This window comes from Paenibacillus sp. XY044 (genome assembly GCF_002257645.1).
Taxonomy (GTDB): domain Bacteria; phylum Bacillota; class Bacilli; order Paenibacillales; family Paenibacillaceae; genus Paenibacillus_AQ.
The window spans coordinates 567206-582159 of sequence record NZ_NQMO01000002.1; the positions used below are offsets into that span (position 1 = coordinate 567206).

General features: G+C 54.4%; 10 protein-coding genes. 7 read left to right on the top strand and 3 right to left on the bottom strand.

Features of this window, described 5'->3' with window-relative positions; translation table 11 throughout:
• Nucleotides 1-100: 100 nt before the first annotated feature.
• Together CJP46_RS11005 and CJP46_RS11010 are read right to left on the bottom strand one after the other, a co-directional pair.
• Nucleotides 101-895, bottom strand: coding sequence for a response regulator transcription factor (locus CJP46_RS11005; RefSeq protein WP_094595638.1), 795 nt, complete (start codon nt 893-895; stop codon nt 101-103).
• A 2-nt stretch (nt 896-897) separates the two neighbouring features.
• Nucleotides 898-2673 (bottom strand): sensor histidine kinase, encoded by a 1776-nt coding sequence (locus CJP46_RS11010; protein WP_094595639.1) that lies wholly within the window; start codon nt 2671-2673, stop codon nt 898-900.
• 260 nt (nt 2674-2933) lie between these two features.
• Between CJP46_RS11010 and CJP46_RS11015 the strand changes: the two genes are divergently transcribed.
• The 7 genes from CJP46_RS11015 to CJP46_RS11045 all read left to right on the top strand — a co-directional run bounded on the left by CJP46_RS11015 (nt 2934) and on the right by CJP46_RS11045 (nt 12891).
• Complete coding sequence (locus CJP46_RS11015) at nt 2934-4502, top strand: response regulator (protein WP_094595640.1); 1569 nt, start codon at nt 2934-2936, stop codon at nt 4500-4502.
• Nucleotides 4502-6304, top strand: a complete 1803-nt coding sequence (locus CJP46_RS11020; RefSeq protein ID WP_094596139.1) for a sensor histidine kinase — start codon at nt 4502-4504, stop codon at nt 6302-6304. The genes CJP46_RS11015 and CJP46_RS11020 overlap by 1 nt, the downstream gene beginning before the upstream one ends.
• Before the next feature lie 26 nt (nt 6305-6330).
• Nucleotides 6331-7875 (top strand): response regulator transcription factor, encoded by a 1545-nt coding sequence (locus CJP46_RS11025; protein ID WP_094595641.1) that lies wholly within the window; start codon nt 6331-6333, stop codon nt 7873-7875.
• A 128-nt stretch (nt 7876-8003) separates the two neighbouring features.
• Nucleotides 8004-9713: an ABC transporter substrate-binding protein gene (locus CJP46_RS11030; RefSeq protein ID WP_094595642.1), complete on the top strand. Its 1710-nt coding sequence runs from the start codon at nt 8004-8006 to the stop codon at nt 9711-9713.
• Nucleotides 9714-9803: 90 nt separating this feature from the next.
• Nucleotides 9804-10763, top strand: a complete 960-nt coding sequence (locus CJP46_RS11035) for an ABC transporter permease (protein ID WP_094595643.1) — start codon at nt 9804-9806, stop codon at nt 10761-10763.
• A 2-nt stretch (nt 10764-10765) separates the two neighbouring features.
• Complete coding sequence (locus CJP46_RS11040) at nt 10766-11725, top strand: carbohydrate ABC transporter permease (protein WP_094595644.1); 960 nt, start codon at nt 10766-10768, stop codon at nt 11723-11725.
• A gap of 149 nt (nt 11726-11874) precedes the next feature.
• On the top strand, nt 11875-12891 hold the full coding sequence (locus CJP46_RS11045) for an endo-1,4-beta-xylanase (RefSeq protein WP_094595645.1): 1017 nt from the start codon (nt 11875-11877) through the stop codon (nt 12889-12891).
• A 363-nt stretch (nt 12892-13254) separates the two neighbouring features.
• Here CJP46_RS11045 and CJP46_RS11050 read toward each other — a convergent pair whose 3' ends face one another.
• Complete coding sequence (locus CJP46_RS11050) at nt 13255-14490, bottom strand: MFS transporter (RefSeq protein WP_373557978.1); 1236 nt, start codon at nt 14488-14490, stop codon at nt 13255-13257.
• Nucleotides 14491-14954 lie beyond the last annotated feature (464 nt).

Here is a 14954-nt window from a genome sequence, read left to right on the forward strand (position 1 = left end):
CGTTTCATCGCGAGAGATGTATGCGCTTTCCCTCTGAAGCCAAGTGTAGCACTCCGCCTGGGGAGGACATAAGGGCACAGCGTTTGGGTATAGTTCCATTTTATTTGGATGCTGCATGACCGCCTTTGCGGTAGACACCGGGGCTTGCCCCCTCGTAGTCCTTGAAGACTTTGTTAAAATACTTGGTTGTCTGATAGCCGACGCGTTCGGCGATTTCCGCGACCGGCAGCTTCGTCTGCAGCAGGAGTTCCTTGGCTTTCTGGATTCGGAGCCGGGTGACATATTCGATAAAGGTCATCTCCATCTGCTCCTTAAAGAGGACGCTGAAATAGCTGGGGTTCAAATGGACATGATCGGCCACTTCCCGCAGGCCAAAGCCTTGATCCAAATGCTGCGAGACGTACTGCAGCGCTTCTTGGACCGGCTCCGCAAGCGTATTGACGTCCCCGGTGGCCTCAAGGAGCTTGCTGTCCACCATCCGCTGAATCTTGCTCATCCGCGAGCGTTCTTCCTGAACCTGGAGCGCCTTCTCCACGGCATCGAACAGCTTGTCCTTGCGGATCGGCTTGAGCAAATAATTGACGACGCCCAGCTGGATCGCCTGCTGCGCATAATCGAATTCGGCATAACCGGAGATCAGGATAATGGCCGGCTCTAAGGCCGAAGATCTGGATTCCAGCTGCTGCAACAGATTCAGTCCGCTGATCTCCGGCATGCGGATATCGGTAATGAGCAGATCAACCGCTTCGCGTTGCAGCAGATCCAGGGCGTCGCGGCCGTTGTCCGCCGAAATGACGCTGCACGCGCCGTTCCCCCAAGTTTCCAGCATGCGGGTTAATCCTTGTCTCGTACGGGGTTCGTCATCTACGACCAAAATCGTTTTCGATTTAACCATCGTTACATCTCTCCTATCTGGATCCCTGTCTGGATCGGAATGGTTAAGCTCACTCGGGTTCCCTGGTGGATTCGGCTGTCAATGGTCAGCCCGGATTCATCCGGCCGGTCTCCGCCGTAATAGAGCTTGATCCGCTGCTGGACGTTAAAAATGCCCATGCCGGAGCCTTTGGCGGACGGTGTCATTCCGGTCCGGAGCGCGTTGACGATCCGGCGGAGGCTGTCCTCGTCCATGCCTTTTCCGTCGTCGGCCACGGTGACGACCAGATGCATCTGGTCTGCGGACAGGGAGGCGTCGACCGACACCTTGCCCGGGCCGATTCGGCCTTCGACGCCGTGCAGGATGGCGTTCTCCACCAGGGGCTGGATCAGCAGCTTGGGCATCGGGACGGATGCCAATGCCGGCGCCGACGTGATCGACCAGGACAGACGGTCCCCGAGCCGCATCTTCATGATGAGCAGGTAGCGCTCGATATGCTCGAGCTCATCCTCCAGCCGGACCCATTCCGCCTTGCCCGGTCCGGTGATCGTGTAGCGGAACAGGTCAGCCATCGCTACGACATATTCGGCAAGCTCGTCTTCATCCTTTTCCATGAGAGACCAGTATAGCGCCTCAAGCGTGTTGAACAGGAAATGTGGATGAATTTGGGCCTGCAGCGCTTTCAATTCCGTGCGGCTCTGCAAAATTTCTTTCTCGTAGACGAGCCCGATCAGCTCGTTCATATGCCCAACCATTTGGTTGTAAGAGTGATTGAGCTCGTTGATTTCAATCGTGGACGAAATTTGCGCCGTCGGCTTCAGACCGCTGAGCCGGGCGCTGCGCATCGTCTTGATCAGGCGGAAGACCGGGCGCGTGATCAGGGTCGACAGCAGGAAGGACAGCAGGATGAACAAGATGCTGCCGATGCCCGCCGAGACCAGGATCGCGGTGCGCAGCACGGATATGCCGCTCGTGATGGCGCTGATCGGCGTCAGAATCAGCAGCGTCCATCCGGTCAAGGCGGACTGTTGTTTGACGAGCATGTACTTTTGTCCGCCGATGGTGACGACCGCATCGGGCGTATCCACCAGGGGCTTGATACCCCAGGGCATGACCTGGTCGTCGTTCACGGCGATAAGGCTGTAGTTCCGGTCGGCAAGCAGCATCGTTTCGCGGCCGCCATCCCCCCCCAGCGCCTCGTCGATTTGAAAAACCTCCCGGTTCATCCGGATCAGGAGATATCCGCCCGGCCTGAACCATTGGTCCATCAGGCTGACGCTGCGGATGGCCAGCACGGAGTCTGGATTGAGCGGATCGATTCCGATCCAGACGATGCGTCCTTTTTCCTCGCGGGCAGTGTCGATCCATTTCTGGCTGATTCTGCTGTTCAGATCGCCTTCATCCAGCGGGAACAGCCTGCGCTTGCTGCCGCTGTACAGCTCGACCGAGTTGACGCCGTCGGCGTAGGTCTGGACGATTTTGATGCTGTTCAGCAAGGATTGGCGCTCCGAGAATGTCGCGTGTTTGCCTGCCGACTCATCCAGCAGCACCTGCTGTACGTACGTATTGGTGGCAACCTGGGTGGTCAGGGAATCGATTTGATTCAGAACGGCCTCCAGCCTCCCGCTCGCCTGAACGGCCGTTTGTTGAATATGCTTCTCCGCATTGTTTTTCAGCAGCCTGGAGACCGTATCGAAGTTCACGATCCCCACGACCGTTAAAATAATGAGCATCACAAACAGAAAGCCGAAGAGCATTTGGTTCCGGAGCGTGTTGAACCGGTTCAGTTTCGTTCGCATAGGGGTCAACCTTTCTGAACTGATGGTGGTTTGGACGGGGATTGACATAGTTGAAATGTAACCCAACACAGCGGTTCCTGTCATTATCCTTTTTCAGGCGGACATGGGGCAAAGATGCAGGAAAGAGAACGGTTTCTTTTTTGCGGTCCTTTTGCTAAAATCAGGCTTACTTAGAAGGTTATAGAGGATCACCTCCCATACACAACCAAGTGAATGCGCTTACAATGAAGGCGGGGTCAAGGAGGTAAGGAGCGAGCGATATGTTGAACGTTCTTTTGGTGGACGATGAACCGTGGGTGCTTGAGGGTCTCCGGACGATGATCAATTGGAACAAATACGGTTTTCAGGTTTGCGGGGAGGCTCAGAACGGTCCGGACGCCCTCCGGTTCATTCAGGAGTATCATCCGGAGCTGGTAGTGACCGACATCAACATGCCGGTGCTGAGCGGCATTGAACTGATCGAGCAGTCGAATCAGCTGCTTGCCAAACCTCCCAAATTCGTCGTGCTGAGCGGATATGACGATTTTTCGTACGCGCAGGCGGCGATGCGGCAGCGGGTGGCTGAATACCTGCTTAAACCGGTGGATGACGAGGAGATGGGCGAGCTTCTCGTCAAGCTCGGCCGGAAGATCGGCGATGAAATCGAGGCGGAGCATCATCAGGCGAAAAAGGAGCTTTTTGCCGTCAGTCATATGATGAACCGTCTGATTCAGGGAGAGTACGGCGAAGAGATGGAGGAGCAGATCACGCGCTCCCTGAGGCTGGAGGGCAATACAGAACTGCAGTGCTTGCTGATATGGATGGAAAACGTATTCGATACCACTGCGGTAAAAGCGCTGCTTACCCGAGGCTTCGAGGGAGAAACGGGCTGTCTTTTCCAGGACGGGTACGGAAGAATGGGGTTTGTCGTACAGTCCGGCGCCTCAGTTTCGGGCCGCCTGCAGGATGCCGCGATCCAGATTCACCGGGAGCTGTCCGATCAGCTCGACGGGCCAGTTATTATCGCCGTCAGTGAGCCGAAGCGCGGTCTGCGCTCGATCCGGGAATTGTATGCCCAAACGGTGGAGGTCGGGGAGCAGAAGCGCTGCCTGGGAAAAAGCGGGGTGTTCTTCTATCAGGAGTGCATCCGGCCGGTGAGCCGGGAACGGTTCCTGCAACAATTCAAGACGCTTCTGGAGGTGGTGCAGGAAGGGGAATCGGAAGGCATCGCCGCTTGTGTCAAGGATTCCTTCGCCTGGTTTGCCGGTGGTCCGCTGGAGCTGGAATGGGTGAAGACCTATGTGGCGGATATGGAATGGTCCATCTGCGGCCTGATCAAGGATCTGAACGGCGAACCGGCCGCTTGGATGAAGGCGCTGGAAAGGCAGCTTGGCACGCTCGGCGAAATCAGGGATTACCGGGCGCTTCAGGGCTATGTGGAGCGTCTCTGCCTTCAGGCGGGGGCCATTCTCGCCGAACTGAAGCTGAGCAACGAAGGCAATACCATTTACCAGGTCGTGCAATACGTCGACCGCGAATTCCGCGGCAGGCTGCAGCTGCAGGATTTGGCCCGGCATTTTCATATGAACGCGACTTACTTGGGCCAGCTGTTCAAGAAAACAACAGGAAAACCGTTTAACGAATACCTCAATGACAAGCGGATTGAAGAGGCGAAAAGGCTGCTCAAACGCTCCCCGCTTAAAATTTCCGACGTGGCGCTCCAAGTGGGTTACCCGAATACAGACTATTTTATTAACAAATTCAAGCTGAAAACCGGCATGCTGCCTTCAGCCTATAAGCAGGACGCCGGAAATCCGCACGATGGACCGATGGGGGAGCGTAGGAGATGATGCCCAAACGCAAATTCAAACTCAGGAAGATCGTCAACGATATTCCGCTCAATTATAAATTTTTTCTCATTTTTATCGTCGGCGTGCTGCTCCCAGTGATCGTCATCAACCTGGTGGTGACGGACCGCTTGTCGGACCTGATCAAAGCGCGGGAGGAACAGAACCTCGATATCTCGATCGAACGGGCGAGAAAGGACATTCACGATTACATCGACGGCGGGGTGGCGGTCAGCCATGCCTTAAGCAGCGATAAGACGCTGTATGAAATGCTCGACCGGAAATACGCGAGCCAGATCGATTTTTATGACGCCTTTGACGAGCAGCTGCGTAACCGGGTGATCAGCTACATTCCGGTGAACAACCAAATCGAGCGCATCAGCATTTTCACGGATAATCCAACGATCGTCGATGGGGGGAATTACCATGTGATCGATGACGAGGTCCGGGCGAGCGACTGGTATAAATGGTGGAAGAGCTCGCAGAATCCGGTGTTCATCGCGGCGTACCGGGCCAACCAAGCCAACAGCAGCGTGTTTACGGCTCCTTATTTGAGCGTGATCGAGCGGATGGATTATTTTGATAACTACGACCACTATCAGAAGCTGCTGCGAATCGACATCGACCTGAACAAAATCTATGACGTGATCGTACGAGAAAAAGATTACCTGGACCTTTACCTGGTCAATGAGCGGAACCAAATCATTATGTCGGCCCAGAACGGGTACCAGACCGGCACGGCCGATGTGTATCCGGTGTTCAAATTGTCTGCCGAGGACAAGGAACAGGACGTCCATTCCGTCAACATCGGCACCGCCAAATACGTTAAAGGATGGCGTCTGATCGGGGTTACCCAGGGCGTGCGCATTTCCAAGGCGATGAACGAAATGAGAATATACATCGGGATCATCGCAGCCGGGATCACCCTGTTTACGACCGGTTTCATTTTCATCATGCTGAGATCCTACAACTACCGCGTGAAGCGGCTGTCGCGGCATATGCAGAAGGTGACGAATGAGAAGTTCGACCTGATCCAGATTGACGAGGGACGCGACGAAATCGGCGGACTCATCCGCAATTTCAACATGATGACCGGCCGGATCAAGTTCCTGATCAATAACGTCTATAAGCTTGAAATCCAGAAGAAAAACCTGGAGATGGAGCGGGTGCGGGCCGAACTGAACTTTTTGCAGAGCCAGATGAACCCCCATTTTCTGTTCAATACGCTAAATGCGATCCTCGTTGTCTGCACGAAAAACCACTACACGGACGTTACTGACATCGTCAAAAGCCTCTCCAAGCTGCTGCGGCGGCTCCTCAGCTGGAAGGAAGACATCGTGACACTGGAGGAAGAAATCCTGTTTATCGACATGTATCTCAAAATCGAGAAGTTCCGGTTCCGGGACAAATTCGAATACCGCTTCGATATCGATCCGGACGCGCTTCAGTATAAAATCCCCAAAATGAGTATTCAACCGCTCGTGGAAAATGCCTGCAAGCATGGGCTTCAGGCGATCGACGGACAGGGTATCGTGACGGTCAGCGCGTACGTTACCGACGAGCGGCTGCGCATCGTTATCGCGGATAACGGCAAAGGCATGGAGCTGGGACGGCTCAAGGAAATTAAAAAGGCGGTGCAGACCGAAGACGAGACCGGCGCCAACATCGGCATCCGCAATGTGTACCGGAGACTCGAGCTGTATTATCACGATCAGGTGCGTTTTGATATCGTAAGCAGCCCGCAGCAGGGCACGACCGTATTTTTTGAAATTCCGATCAAGTTTCTGAACGGAATGGCAGGCTGATCGATCCGTTATACAGGAGGGGAACCATGGCATTTAAAGTGTTGTTGATCGACGACGAACCCGCCGCATTGGAGGGACTGGAGCTGTGGATCGACTGGGAGGAGCTGGGCTTTGAGATATGCGGCAGCGGGAGCAACGGAGCGGAAGGGCTGCGCATGATCAGGGAGCTTGAGCCGGACCTGGTCATCACCGACGTCCGGATGCCGCTGATGGACGGGCTGGAAATGATCGAGGCGTGGAGCCGGGAGGGGACAAAGCCGGTCAAATTCGCCATCGTCAGCGGGTACGGCGAATTCAAATACGCCCAGAAGGCGCTGCGATATGGTGTCAATGCTTACCTGCTGAAGCCGGTCATTCCGGAGGAGGCGGCTGATCAGATCCGGGACATCCGGCAGGAGCTGGAGCGCGAGCGGGAGGAACGCAGCCTGACGAAGATGGCGTCCTACGAAGAGGCGGTCATGCTGATCAAAGAGCTGCTGGATGGGGGTCCGGACGCCTTGGGCGGCATGGAAGAGGAGGCAAACCGCCTGTCGGATGCCATGCCGGCATGGAACATGTGCCTGGTGCAGGCGGACCCGGAAAACCTTGCCCGGCTGTGGGCTAAGGCTGCCGCTATGGCAGGTAAAGGGGAATACATATTTCTGGTCGATCTGGAGGTGCACGGTTTCGGGATCGTTTACGGTTTGAACCTTGCTGAAGATAACGAGCCGGCGGCAGCCGCGATGGCAGAGGAGCTGCTGGCCGGAGGCATAGGTGACCGACGGGTGTTCATGGCGGTCGGGCAGGCGGAGAGCAGCCTTCTTCGGATCGGCCGCTGCTGCAAGACGGCGAAGAGGGCTATACGGTATGCATTTTACCGTGATCAGAACCCGGGCTTGATCCGATACGATCAGGTGAGGCATTTCAAGTTTGAGGATCATTTCGAACGGCTGGATCTGTTTGAAGAGATGCTTCAAGCCGTATTGCTGCTGGACAAGCCGGCTTTGCAAAAGGCGCTTCAGTCAGCGGATTCCAGCCTGCGGGAGTCTAAGCCGAACCCGGATTTTGTCAAAAAAATCGCCATCCATGTCATGTACCAAATCATGAGCCATATGCGGGAAACCGCCGGCCCGGTGGCGGAGCCCTGGATCGAAAAGTACGACATTCCCCGGATATCCGGAACCGTGATGACGCTGGGTGATGTGATGGACGATTTGCTGTCCTGCGCCGAAGGCTGCATCGATTTGTTCATGCAGGAGCAGCAGCGGCAGTCTCAGGGCATTGCCCAGGAAATTACCGACTATGTCCGGGAGCATTACCGGAAGCCGCTGACGATCCGCAAGCTGGCCGAGGTCTTTTACCTGCATCCGGTTTATCTCGGTCAGCTGCTGCTGAAGAAGAACGGCATCAGCTTCAACGAAATGCTGCATAACCTGCGGATTGAGGAAGCCGTCCGCCTGCTGGAAAACAGCAGGCTGAAGAACAGCGAAATCGCGGAGCGCATCGGATACGGCCATTACGGCCAGTTCCTCAAGCAGTTCGAAGCGAGGCATGCGATGTCCCCCAATGAATACAAAAAAAGGATGTTCTAAAGTTTTGAAGGTGACTCCTTTAATTCCGATATAGTTTCGGCTATGGCAGCGCTTTTACAATAAAGACAGTTACATGAAAAGGCTTACAAAAGGCTTGGTGTGGCTAAAATTTGACGGAGGTGCTTTACATGGGGGGAAGGTTTAAACCGCTGTTTCGACTCGGCATACTCATGGCGATGACGTTCAGCGTGATCCTGTCGGGATGCGGCGGAGGCAAAGATAACAGTACGGACATCGCTGGCAGCGCAACCGGACAGACAGCGACCGATACCGGTAGCGGTAACAGCAGCGGCGACGGAAAAGTGGAGCCGTTTAACGTGAGCGTCTTCATCGGGGAAGCCGGACAGCAGCCCACTCCGGACAACAAGATTTACAAGAAAATCAAAGAAGAGACGGGAGCCACGTTTAATTTTGAATTTTTGGCAGGGGACATTAACCAGAAGCTGGGCGTAATGATCGCCGGCTCCGACTACCCGGATCTGATGACCGGGAACACAAAGCTGACAGCGGCAGGCGCTTATATTCCGCTGGAGGATTTGATCGAGAAGTACGCGCCGAACCTGAAAAAGCATTATGAAGCCTACTGGAACATGATGAAGGACCCGAACGACGGGCACATTTATATTTTGCCGAACTACGGAGTTTTTAACGGCAAGTTGAACAGCACCTGGTACTCTGGTCCGGCGTTCTGGGTTCAGAAGGACGTGCTGGCTGAAGCCGGGTATCCGAAAGTGAAAACGTTGGACGAATACTTCGACCTGATCGCCAAGTACAAGGAGAAGCATCCGACCGTCGACGGCAGCCCGACGATCGGCTTTGAAATTTTGAACTACGACTGGAGAAACTGGGGACTCTTTAACGCGCCGCAGCATCTGATCGGTCATCCGAACGACGGCGGCGTGGTCGTGAACAACGGCGTAGCCGAAATTTTTGCAGATAAGGATTACGCCAAGCAGTATTACCAGAAGCTGAACCAAATGAACCAGACGGGACTGATCGATAAAGAGACGTTCGTACAGAACTATGACCAGTACCTGGCGAAACTGTCCAGCGGCGCGGTGCTCGGCATGTTCGACCAGCACTGGAACTTCCAGAACGCCGAGAACTCCCTGATCACCCAGAAAAAGTTTAACCGGACATATGTGGGCCTTCCGCTCGTGTATGACGAGAGCACGAAGGATTACTACCGCGACCGCGCGCCGCTTAACCTGAACAACGGCTTCGGCATCAGCGTGAACGCTAAGGATCCGGTGAAGATCATTAAGCTGCTGGACACCCTGATCACAGAGGACTGGCAGAAAACATTCACTTGGGGCATCGAGGGCGAGGATTATATCGTCAATGAACAGGGCCGATTCATGAGAACGCAGGAACAGCGCGATAAGCAGTCGGATGGAACATGGAAACTGGCAAATAAGGCCGATTCCCTTTTCGGATTCCTACCGAAAATGGAAGGAAGCTTCAGCGACGGCAACTCCACCGACGCCGCTGCACAGCCGGAAGAATACAAAGCCGGACTGAACGAATACGACAAAAAATTCCTGGAATCCTACGGCTTTGACAGCTACGTCGATTTCTTCAGCGAGCCGCCGGAGAATCCGATCTATTACCCGGCTTGGTCGATCGATTTGGTCGAAGGATCGGAAGCCAAAGTAGCGAACACGAAGCTGAACGATCTGTCCACCAAGTATTTGCCGAAAGCGATTTTGGCGAACCCGTCCGATTTCGATTCGGTATGGAACGAGTATACTTCGCAGATTCACAAGGTTGATGTCAAGGCGTACGAAGGCAAGATCAACGAGCAAATCAAGTGGAGAATCGATAATTGGAGCAAATAAGGGTTCACAGAAAGTGGGAGGCGCGAAAGAGCGCCTTCCGCTTTATAGAAACCCGCTCCGGAAATTGAATATGGTGAGGAGAGCAAACGTATGGCTGTGACTGTTACCAAAAAGAAAGCTGTCCGGAAACCAGAGAAGAAGCGGACGCTGACCTGGGCTGTGCTGAAGAGCCAGCAGCAGTTGATCTGGATGTCCGTGCCTTTGACGCTGTATATTATTCTGTTTGCCTACGTTCCGATCTGGGGCTGGACGATGGCGTTCCAGAACTACAAGCCGGCGCGTTCCTTCAGCCAGCAGGACTGGGTCGGGTTCAAGCAGTTTAAATTTTTGTTTACCGACGATGATTTCATGCGGGTACTGCGCAATACGATCGGCATGAGCTTTATTAATCTGGTGCTTGGCTTTGTGACGGCGATCGTGCTCGCATTGCTGCTGAATGAAATCCGCAAGGTCGTTTGGAAAAGGACCGTACAGACGATTTCCTATCTGCCGCACTTTTTGTCATGGGTCATCGTGACCGGGATTGTGGCTACCTCATTGGCTTTTGACGGCATTATCAACGATGTGCTGATGAAGCTGCATCTGATCAAGGAACCGATTTTATGGCTTAGCGAAGGAAAGTATTTTTGGGGCATCGTTGGTGCCTCCCATGTGTGGAAAGAAGTCGGTTGGAATACGATCATCTATCTGGCCGCCATGGCGTCGATCGATCCCGCGCTGTATGAAGCGGCGGAGATGGACGGAGCCAGCCGCTACCGCAAGATGTTTCATGTGACCCTGCCGGGGATCAAGTCCACGATTGTCATTTTGCTGATTATGTCCATCGGCCATATTTTGGACGCGGGCTTTGAGGTTCAGTACCTGCTCGGCAACGGGCTTGTCGTGGACTGGGCCGAAACGATCGATATTTTTGTCCTGAAATACGGGATCGCTCAAGGAAACTATTCGCTTGCCACCGCCGGCGGGATCTTTAAAACGGTCGTGAGCGTCGCACTGCTTCTGGTGGCGAACTGGACCGCGAAGCGGCTTGGGGAAGAGAGGCTGTTATGAGTATGGAAAATCATCAACTCAGCCCGCGGCAAGCGGCTGGTGTTACGATAAGCAAAGGCATGCGCTCGAGCCGGATCGAACCGGTGTTGTTCAATACGTTTAATGCCATATTTATGATTATTCTTGTCATTGTTACGATGTATCCGTTTTTGAACACGATCGTGGTTTCGTTTAATGCGGGCAACGATACGATCCGCGGCGGCATTTATTTATGGCCGAGACAGTGGACGCTGCAAAACTATAAGGCGGTATTTGCGTCGGGTACGATTTATGACGCGTTTTGGATCTCCGTGGCACGGACCGTGCTGTCCACGGTGCTGAACATCTTTCTGACGACGATGCTGTCGTATACGCTGAGCCGGAAGGAGTACGTATTCCGCAAGCCGATCACCGTCATTTTCGTACTGACGATGTACTTCAGCGCCGGTCTGATCCCCGGGTACTTCCTGATCAAGGACCTGCACCTGCTGAACAGCTTCTGGGTGTACATTTTCCCGTCCATGATCAGCGCGTTCAACATGATCGTCATCCGTACCTATATCGGAACGATTCCGGACAGCCTGGTCGAATCGGCCAAAATCGACGGCGCCGGGGATTTCAAAATCTTCATGCGCATCATTTTTCCGCTGTGTACGCCAGTGCTCGCCACCATCGCGCTGTTCGTGGCCGTCGGCGCGTGGAACTCCTGGTTTGACGCATTTCTCTACACGTCCTCGAAGCAGGAACTTAGTACGCTGCAGTATGAGCTGATGAAGCTGCTGTCGTCGAGTATGAACTCCAACAACAATCCGAACGTGGCGGCCGGTGTCGGCATGACGCAGGAATCGGCGGTATCGATGGTGACGCCGCTCTCGATCCGGGCCGCGGTAACGATTGTGGCTTCGGTCCCGATTCTGGTGGTTTATCCGTTCCTGCAAAAGTATTTTGTGGTCGGGCTGAACGTCGGAAGCGTGAAAGAGTAAGAGATTTGAAATGGGGAGCGGACGTTGGTTGCCCGAAACCCAAGAGAACCCCATAGCGGTCCTTTGATGGCCTTCGAAGCGGTCTTCGCGATGGTCACTGAACTTCACCAAAGTCAAAGTTAACGCCCATATGCAGGAGGGAGTCTGTCATGAATTCAACGGGAACGCGTACGGAGCAGGCGCTGAAGGATCTCCTCGCGCAGCATTTCCGGATCGGGGCGGCGGTCAATCCCCGGACGATCCGGTCCCAGGAGCAGCTGCTGGCACACCATTTTAACAGCATTACTGCGGAAAACGAAATGAAGTTTGTCAGCGTGCACCCGGAGGAAGGCGTGTATACGTTTGAGAACGCCGATCTGCTGGCTGATTTCGCCGGAAAGCACCAGATGGCTATGCGCGGGCATACGCTCGTCTGGCACAATCAGACCCCGGACTGGCTGTTCGAGGACAGTCAGGGACAGCCGGCAAGCAAGGCCTTATTGCTTGGGCGGCTTCGCTCGCATATCGATTCGGTAGTGGGGCGGTACAAGGGCCGCCTCTATGCCTGGGACGTGGTCAACGAGGTCATTGCCGACGAAGGGGAGGCGCTGCTGCGCCCGTCGAAGTGGCTGGACATCGCCGGGCCGGAGTTTATCGCCAGGGCGTTCGAATACGCCCATGATGCCGATCCGGACGCCCTGCTCTTTTACAATGACTACAACGAGTCACATCCTGCCAAGCGGGATAAAATTTACACGCTGGTGAAGTCCTTGCTGGAGCAAGGCGTGCCGATCCACGGCATCGGCCTGCAGGCGCATTGGAACCTCTTCGATCCGTCCCTGGATGATATCCGCACCGCGATCGAGAAGTATGCTTCGCTCGGCCTGCAGTTGCAGCTCACCGAGCTGGACGTGTCGGTTTTCCGCTTCGACGACAGGCGAACCGATCTGGCTTCACCGGAGCCGGGCATGCTCGAGCGTCAGGCGGAGCTGTACGAAGCGGTGTTCCGCCTGCTGAAGGAGTACCGCGACGTCATCAGCGGGGTGACGTTCTGGGGTGCGGCCGACGACTACACGTGGCTGGACGATTTTCCGGTGCGCGGCCGCAAAAACTGGCCGATGCTGTTCGACGCGCAGCACCAGCCGAAGCCGGCGTACGACCGGATCGCCGGGCTGTTTGCGGAATAGCTGGATCGCAGAACGAGTGAAGTAAGTTACCTTACTTTGAAGGGATAAAAGCTCGCAATTTCTTGCAGTCATCAGTTGATACTAATTACAGCAACGTCGTAACTGTTGCCACCATTCTTCACTAATAATTCTGCCTTTTCCGCACTACATATTGCTAGCATTAACACAGCTACCTCGATTAATAAGGCAGTTGGAGTAAAATTCCGCCACACGACATGCTGTACCGTCATATAACTCTACTGCCGTTATGTAGCTGTTACCAAGTAACTGCTGCATCAAAGCAAAAGAGCATCTTCCTATCCAAGGAAGGTGCTCTTTCGCTTTATCATGGAGCATCTACAAGCTCTAGGTCAAAACCAAATCTTACTTACTAACCGTTCCCGCCACCGACACCGTCTGCCGTCTGCGCTCCTGCATATAGACGGCCAGCACGATCAGGAAGGCGAGCCCGACAAGCAGGGCGCCGATCCAAGGCAAGGAGGTGAGGCCCATCTCGTCGATGACCCATCCGCCGAAGAAGGCGCCGAACGCGTTGCCGAGGTTGCCGGCCGAGTGGTTGGAGGTTGAGGCAAGCGCGGGCGCTTCCTGCGCCAGGTTCATGATTTTTACCTGAATGCCCGGCATGACCGCAAACGAAGCAGCCCCCCACAGGAAAATGGTGACGACTGCTCCAACAGGGCTTTTGACGGTAAAGGTGAAAATCGTCAGCAGCACGCAGATGGAGAGGAAGATGCCCAGGAGCGCCGGCATCAGCTTCCAATCGGCGAGCTTGCCGCCCACCATGTTGCCGACCGTGACCCCGATGCCGAACAGGACGAGAATCCAGGTGACGCTGCTTTCATGGAATCCGGTCACCTGCTCGAGCAAAGGCGCGATGTAGGTGAAGACGGCGAACAAGCTGGAGTTGCCGACGGCGCAGGCCAAGAGGATGATCAGCAGCTTGGGCTGGGCTACCGCCCTGAACTGCTTGCCCAGGCTGGCCGACTCATCGCGGCGGATCCGCGGAATGAACAGGACGATGCCGATCAGGGCCACGATCCCCATTATCATGATGGCGCCGAAGGAGGCGCGCCAGCCCAGGTGCTGGCCGACAAAGGTGCCCACCGGTACGCCGATAATGTTGGCGATCGTCAGGCCCGCCATCATGATGGACACGGCACCAGCCCGCTTATGCGGCTTGACGAGGCCTGAAGCGATGACGGCGCCCACGCCAAAGAAGGTACCGTGGCACAGCGCCGTAATCAGGCGGGCCGCCATCAGCACCGTATAGTTCGGTGCAATGACGGCAATGCCGTTGCCGAGAATGAACAGCGCCATCAGCAGGCAGAGCAGCAGCTTCTGCGGAAGCCGGTGGGTCAGAATGGTCAGGATCGGGGCGCCGACCGCCACACCCAGCGCGTAGCTGGTGATCAGCTGCCCGGCTGTGGAAATGCTGACGTTCAGATCCTCGGCTACGTTTGGCAGAATGCCCATGATCACGAATTCGGTCATGCCGATCGCAAAGGCGCCCACCGTCAGCGACAGAAGGGAGACAGGGAAGGGTTCCTTGCCCATTGCCGATGTGCTCGGATGCAAATCTGGTGTAGTAGAAGAATTCATGCTGCAGCTTCAACCTTTCTGGAACCAGACGGTCTCCGTCCGGGTGATATTCTTCCTCCATAGTAACAGGAAAACAAGAAACTTTCAGAAAAAATTTCACGAATGCGGGTCTAATAGGAGGCTGAGATAGGGCAGTAACGGCCGAATCTTTGAAAATAAAATATGACAACAAGTGTTATGGTAAGCGGTTTAATTGGTATTTTTATTGAAAACGGAGTTCTGAAAATTTGCATTTCATTCAACTGAACTTCCTCAAAAACGGAAATTCAGACGAATTTCGACAAAAACATGACATATATATTGACACGAAATCTCAATTCTATTAAAGTTCAATTAATAACATCACTGGAGAAATTATAAGACCAAAGTCGGACACCGATTCGGGTGATTATCCCTAAATGCCGAGTTTGAATCCACTATATTCCACTTTTCTACCAAGATTTTCTCCATAGGTGAAATTAATT

Excerpts from the sequence above, each read along its gene's own strand:
- CJP46_RS11005 (WP_094595638.1), bottom strand. The coding sequence starts at position 895 with ATGGTTAAATCGAAAACGATTTTGGTCGTAGATGACGAACCCCGTACG.
- CJP46_RS11010 (WP_094595639.1), bottom strand. The coding sequence starts at position 2,673 with ATGCGAACGAAACTGAACCGGTTCAACACGCTCCGGAACCAAATGCTC.
- CJP46_RS11015 (WP_094595640.1), top strand. The coding sequence starts at position 2,934 with ATGTTGAACGTTCTTTTGGTGGACGATGAACCGTGGGTGCTTGAGGGT.
- CJP46_RS11020 (WP_094596139.1), top strand. The coding sequence starts at position 4,502 with ATGCCCAAACGCAAATTCAAACTCAGGAAGATCGTCAACGATATTCCG.
- CJP46_RS11025 (WP_094595641.1), top strand. The coding sequence starts at position 6,331 with ATGGCATTTAAAGTGTTGTTGATCGACGACGAACCCGCCGCATTGGAG.
- CJP46_RS11030 (WP_094595642.1), top strand. The coding sequence starts at position 8,004 with ATGGGGGGAAGGTTTAAACCGCTGTTTCGACTCGGCATACTCATGGCG.
- CJP46_RS11035 (WP_094595643.1), top strand. The coding sequence starts at position 9,804 with ATGGCTGTGACTGTTACCAAAAAGAAAGCTGTCCGGAAACCAGAGAAG.
- CJP46_RS11040 (WP_094595644.1), top strand. The coding sequence starts at position 10,766 with ATGGAAAATCATCAACTCAGCCCGCGGCAAGCGGCTGGTGTTACGATA.
- CJP46_RS11045 (WP_094595645.1), top strand. The coding sequence starts at position 11,875 with ATGAATTCAACGGGAACGCGTACGGAGCAGGCGCTGAAGGATCTCCTC.
- CJP46_RS11050 (WP_373557978.1), bottom strand. The coding sequence starts at position 14,490 with ATGAATTCTTCTACTACACCAGATTTGCATCCGAGCACATCGGCAATG.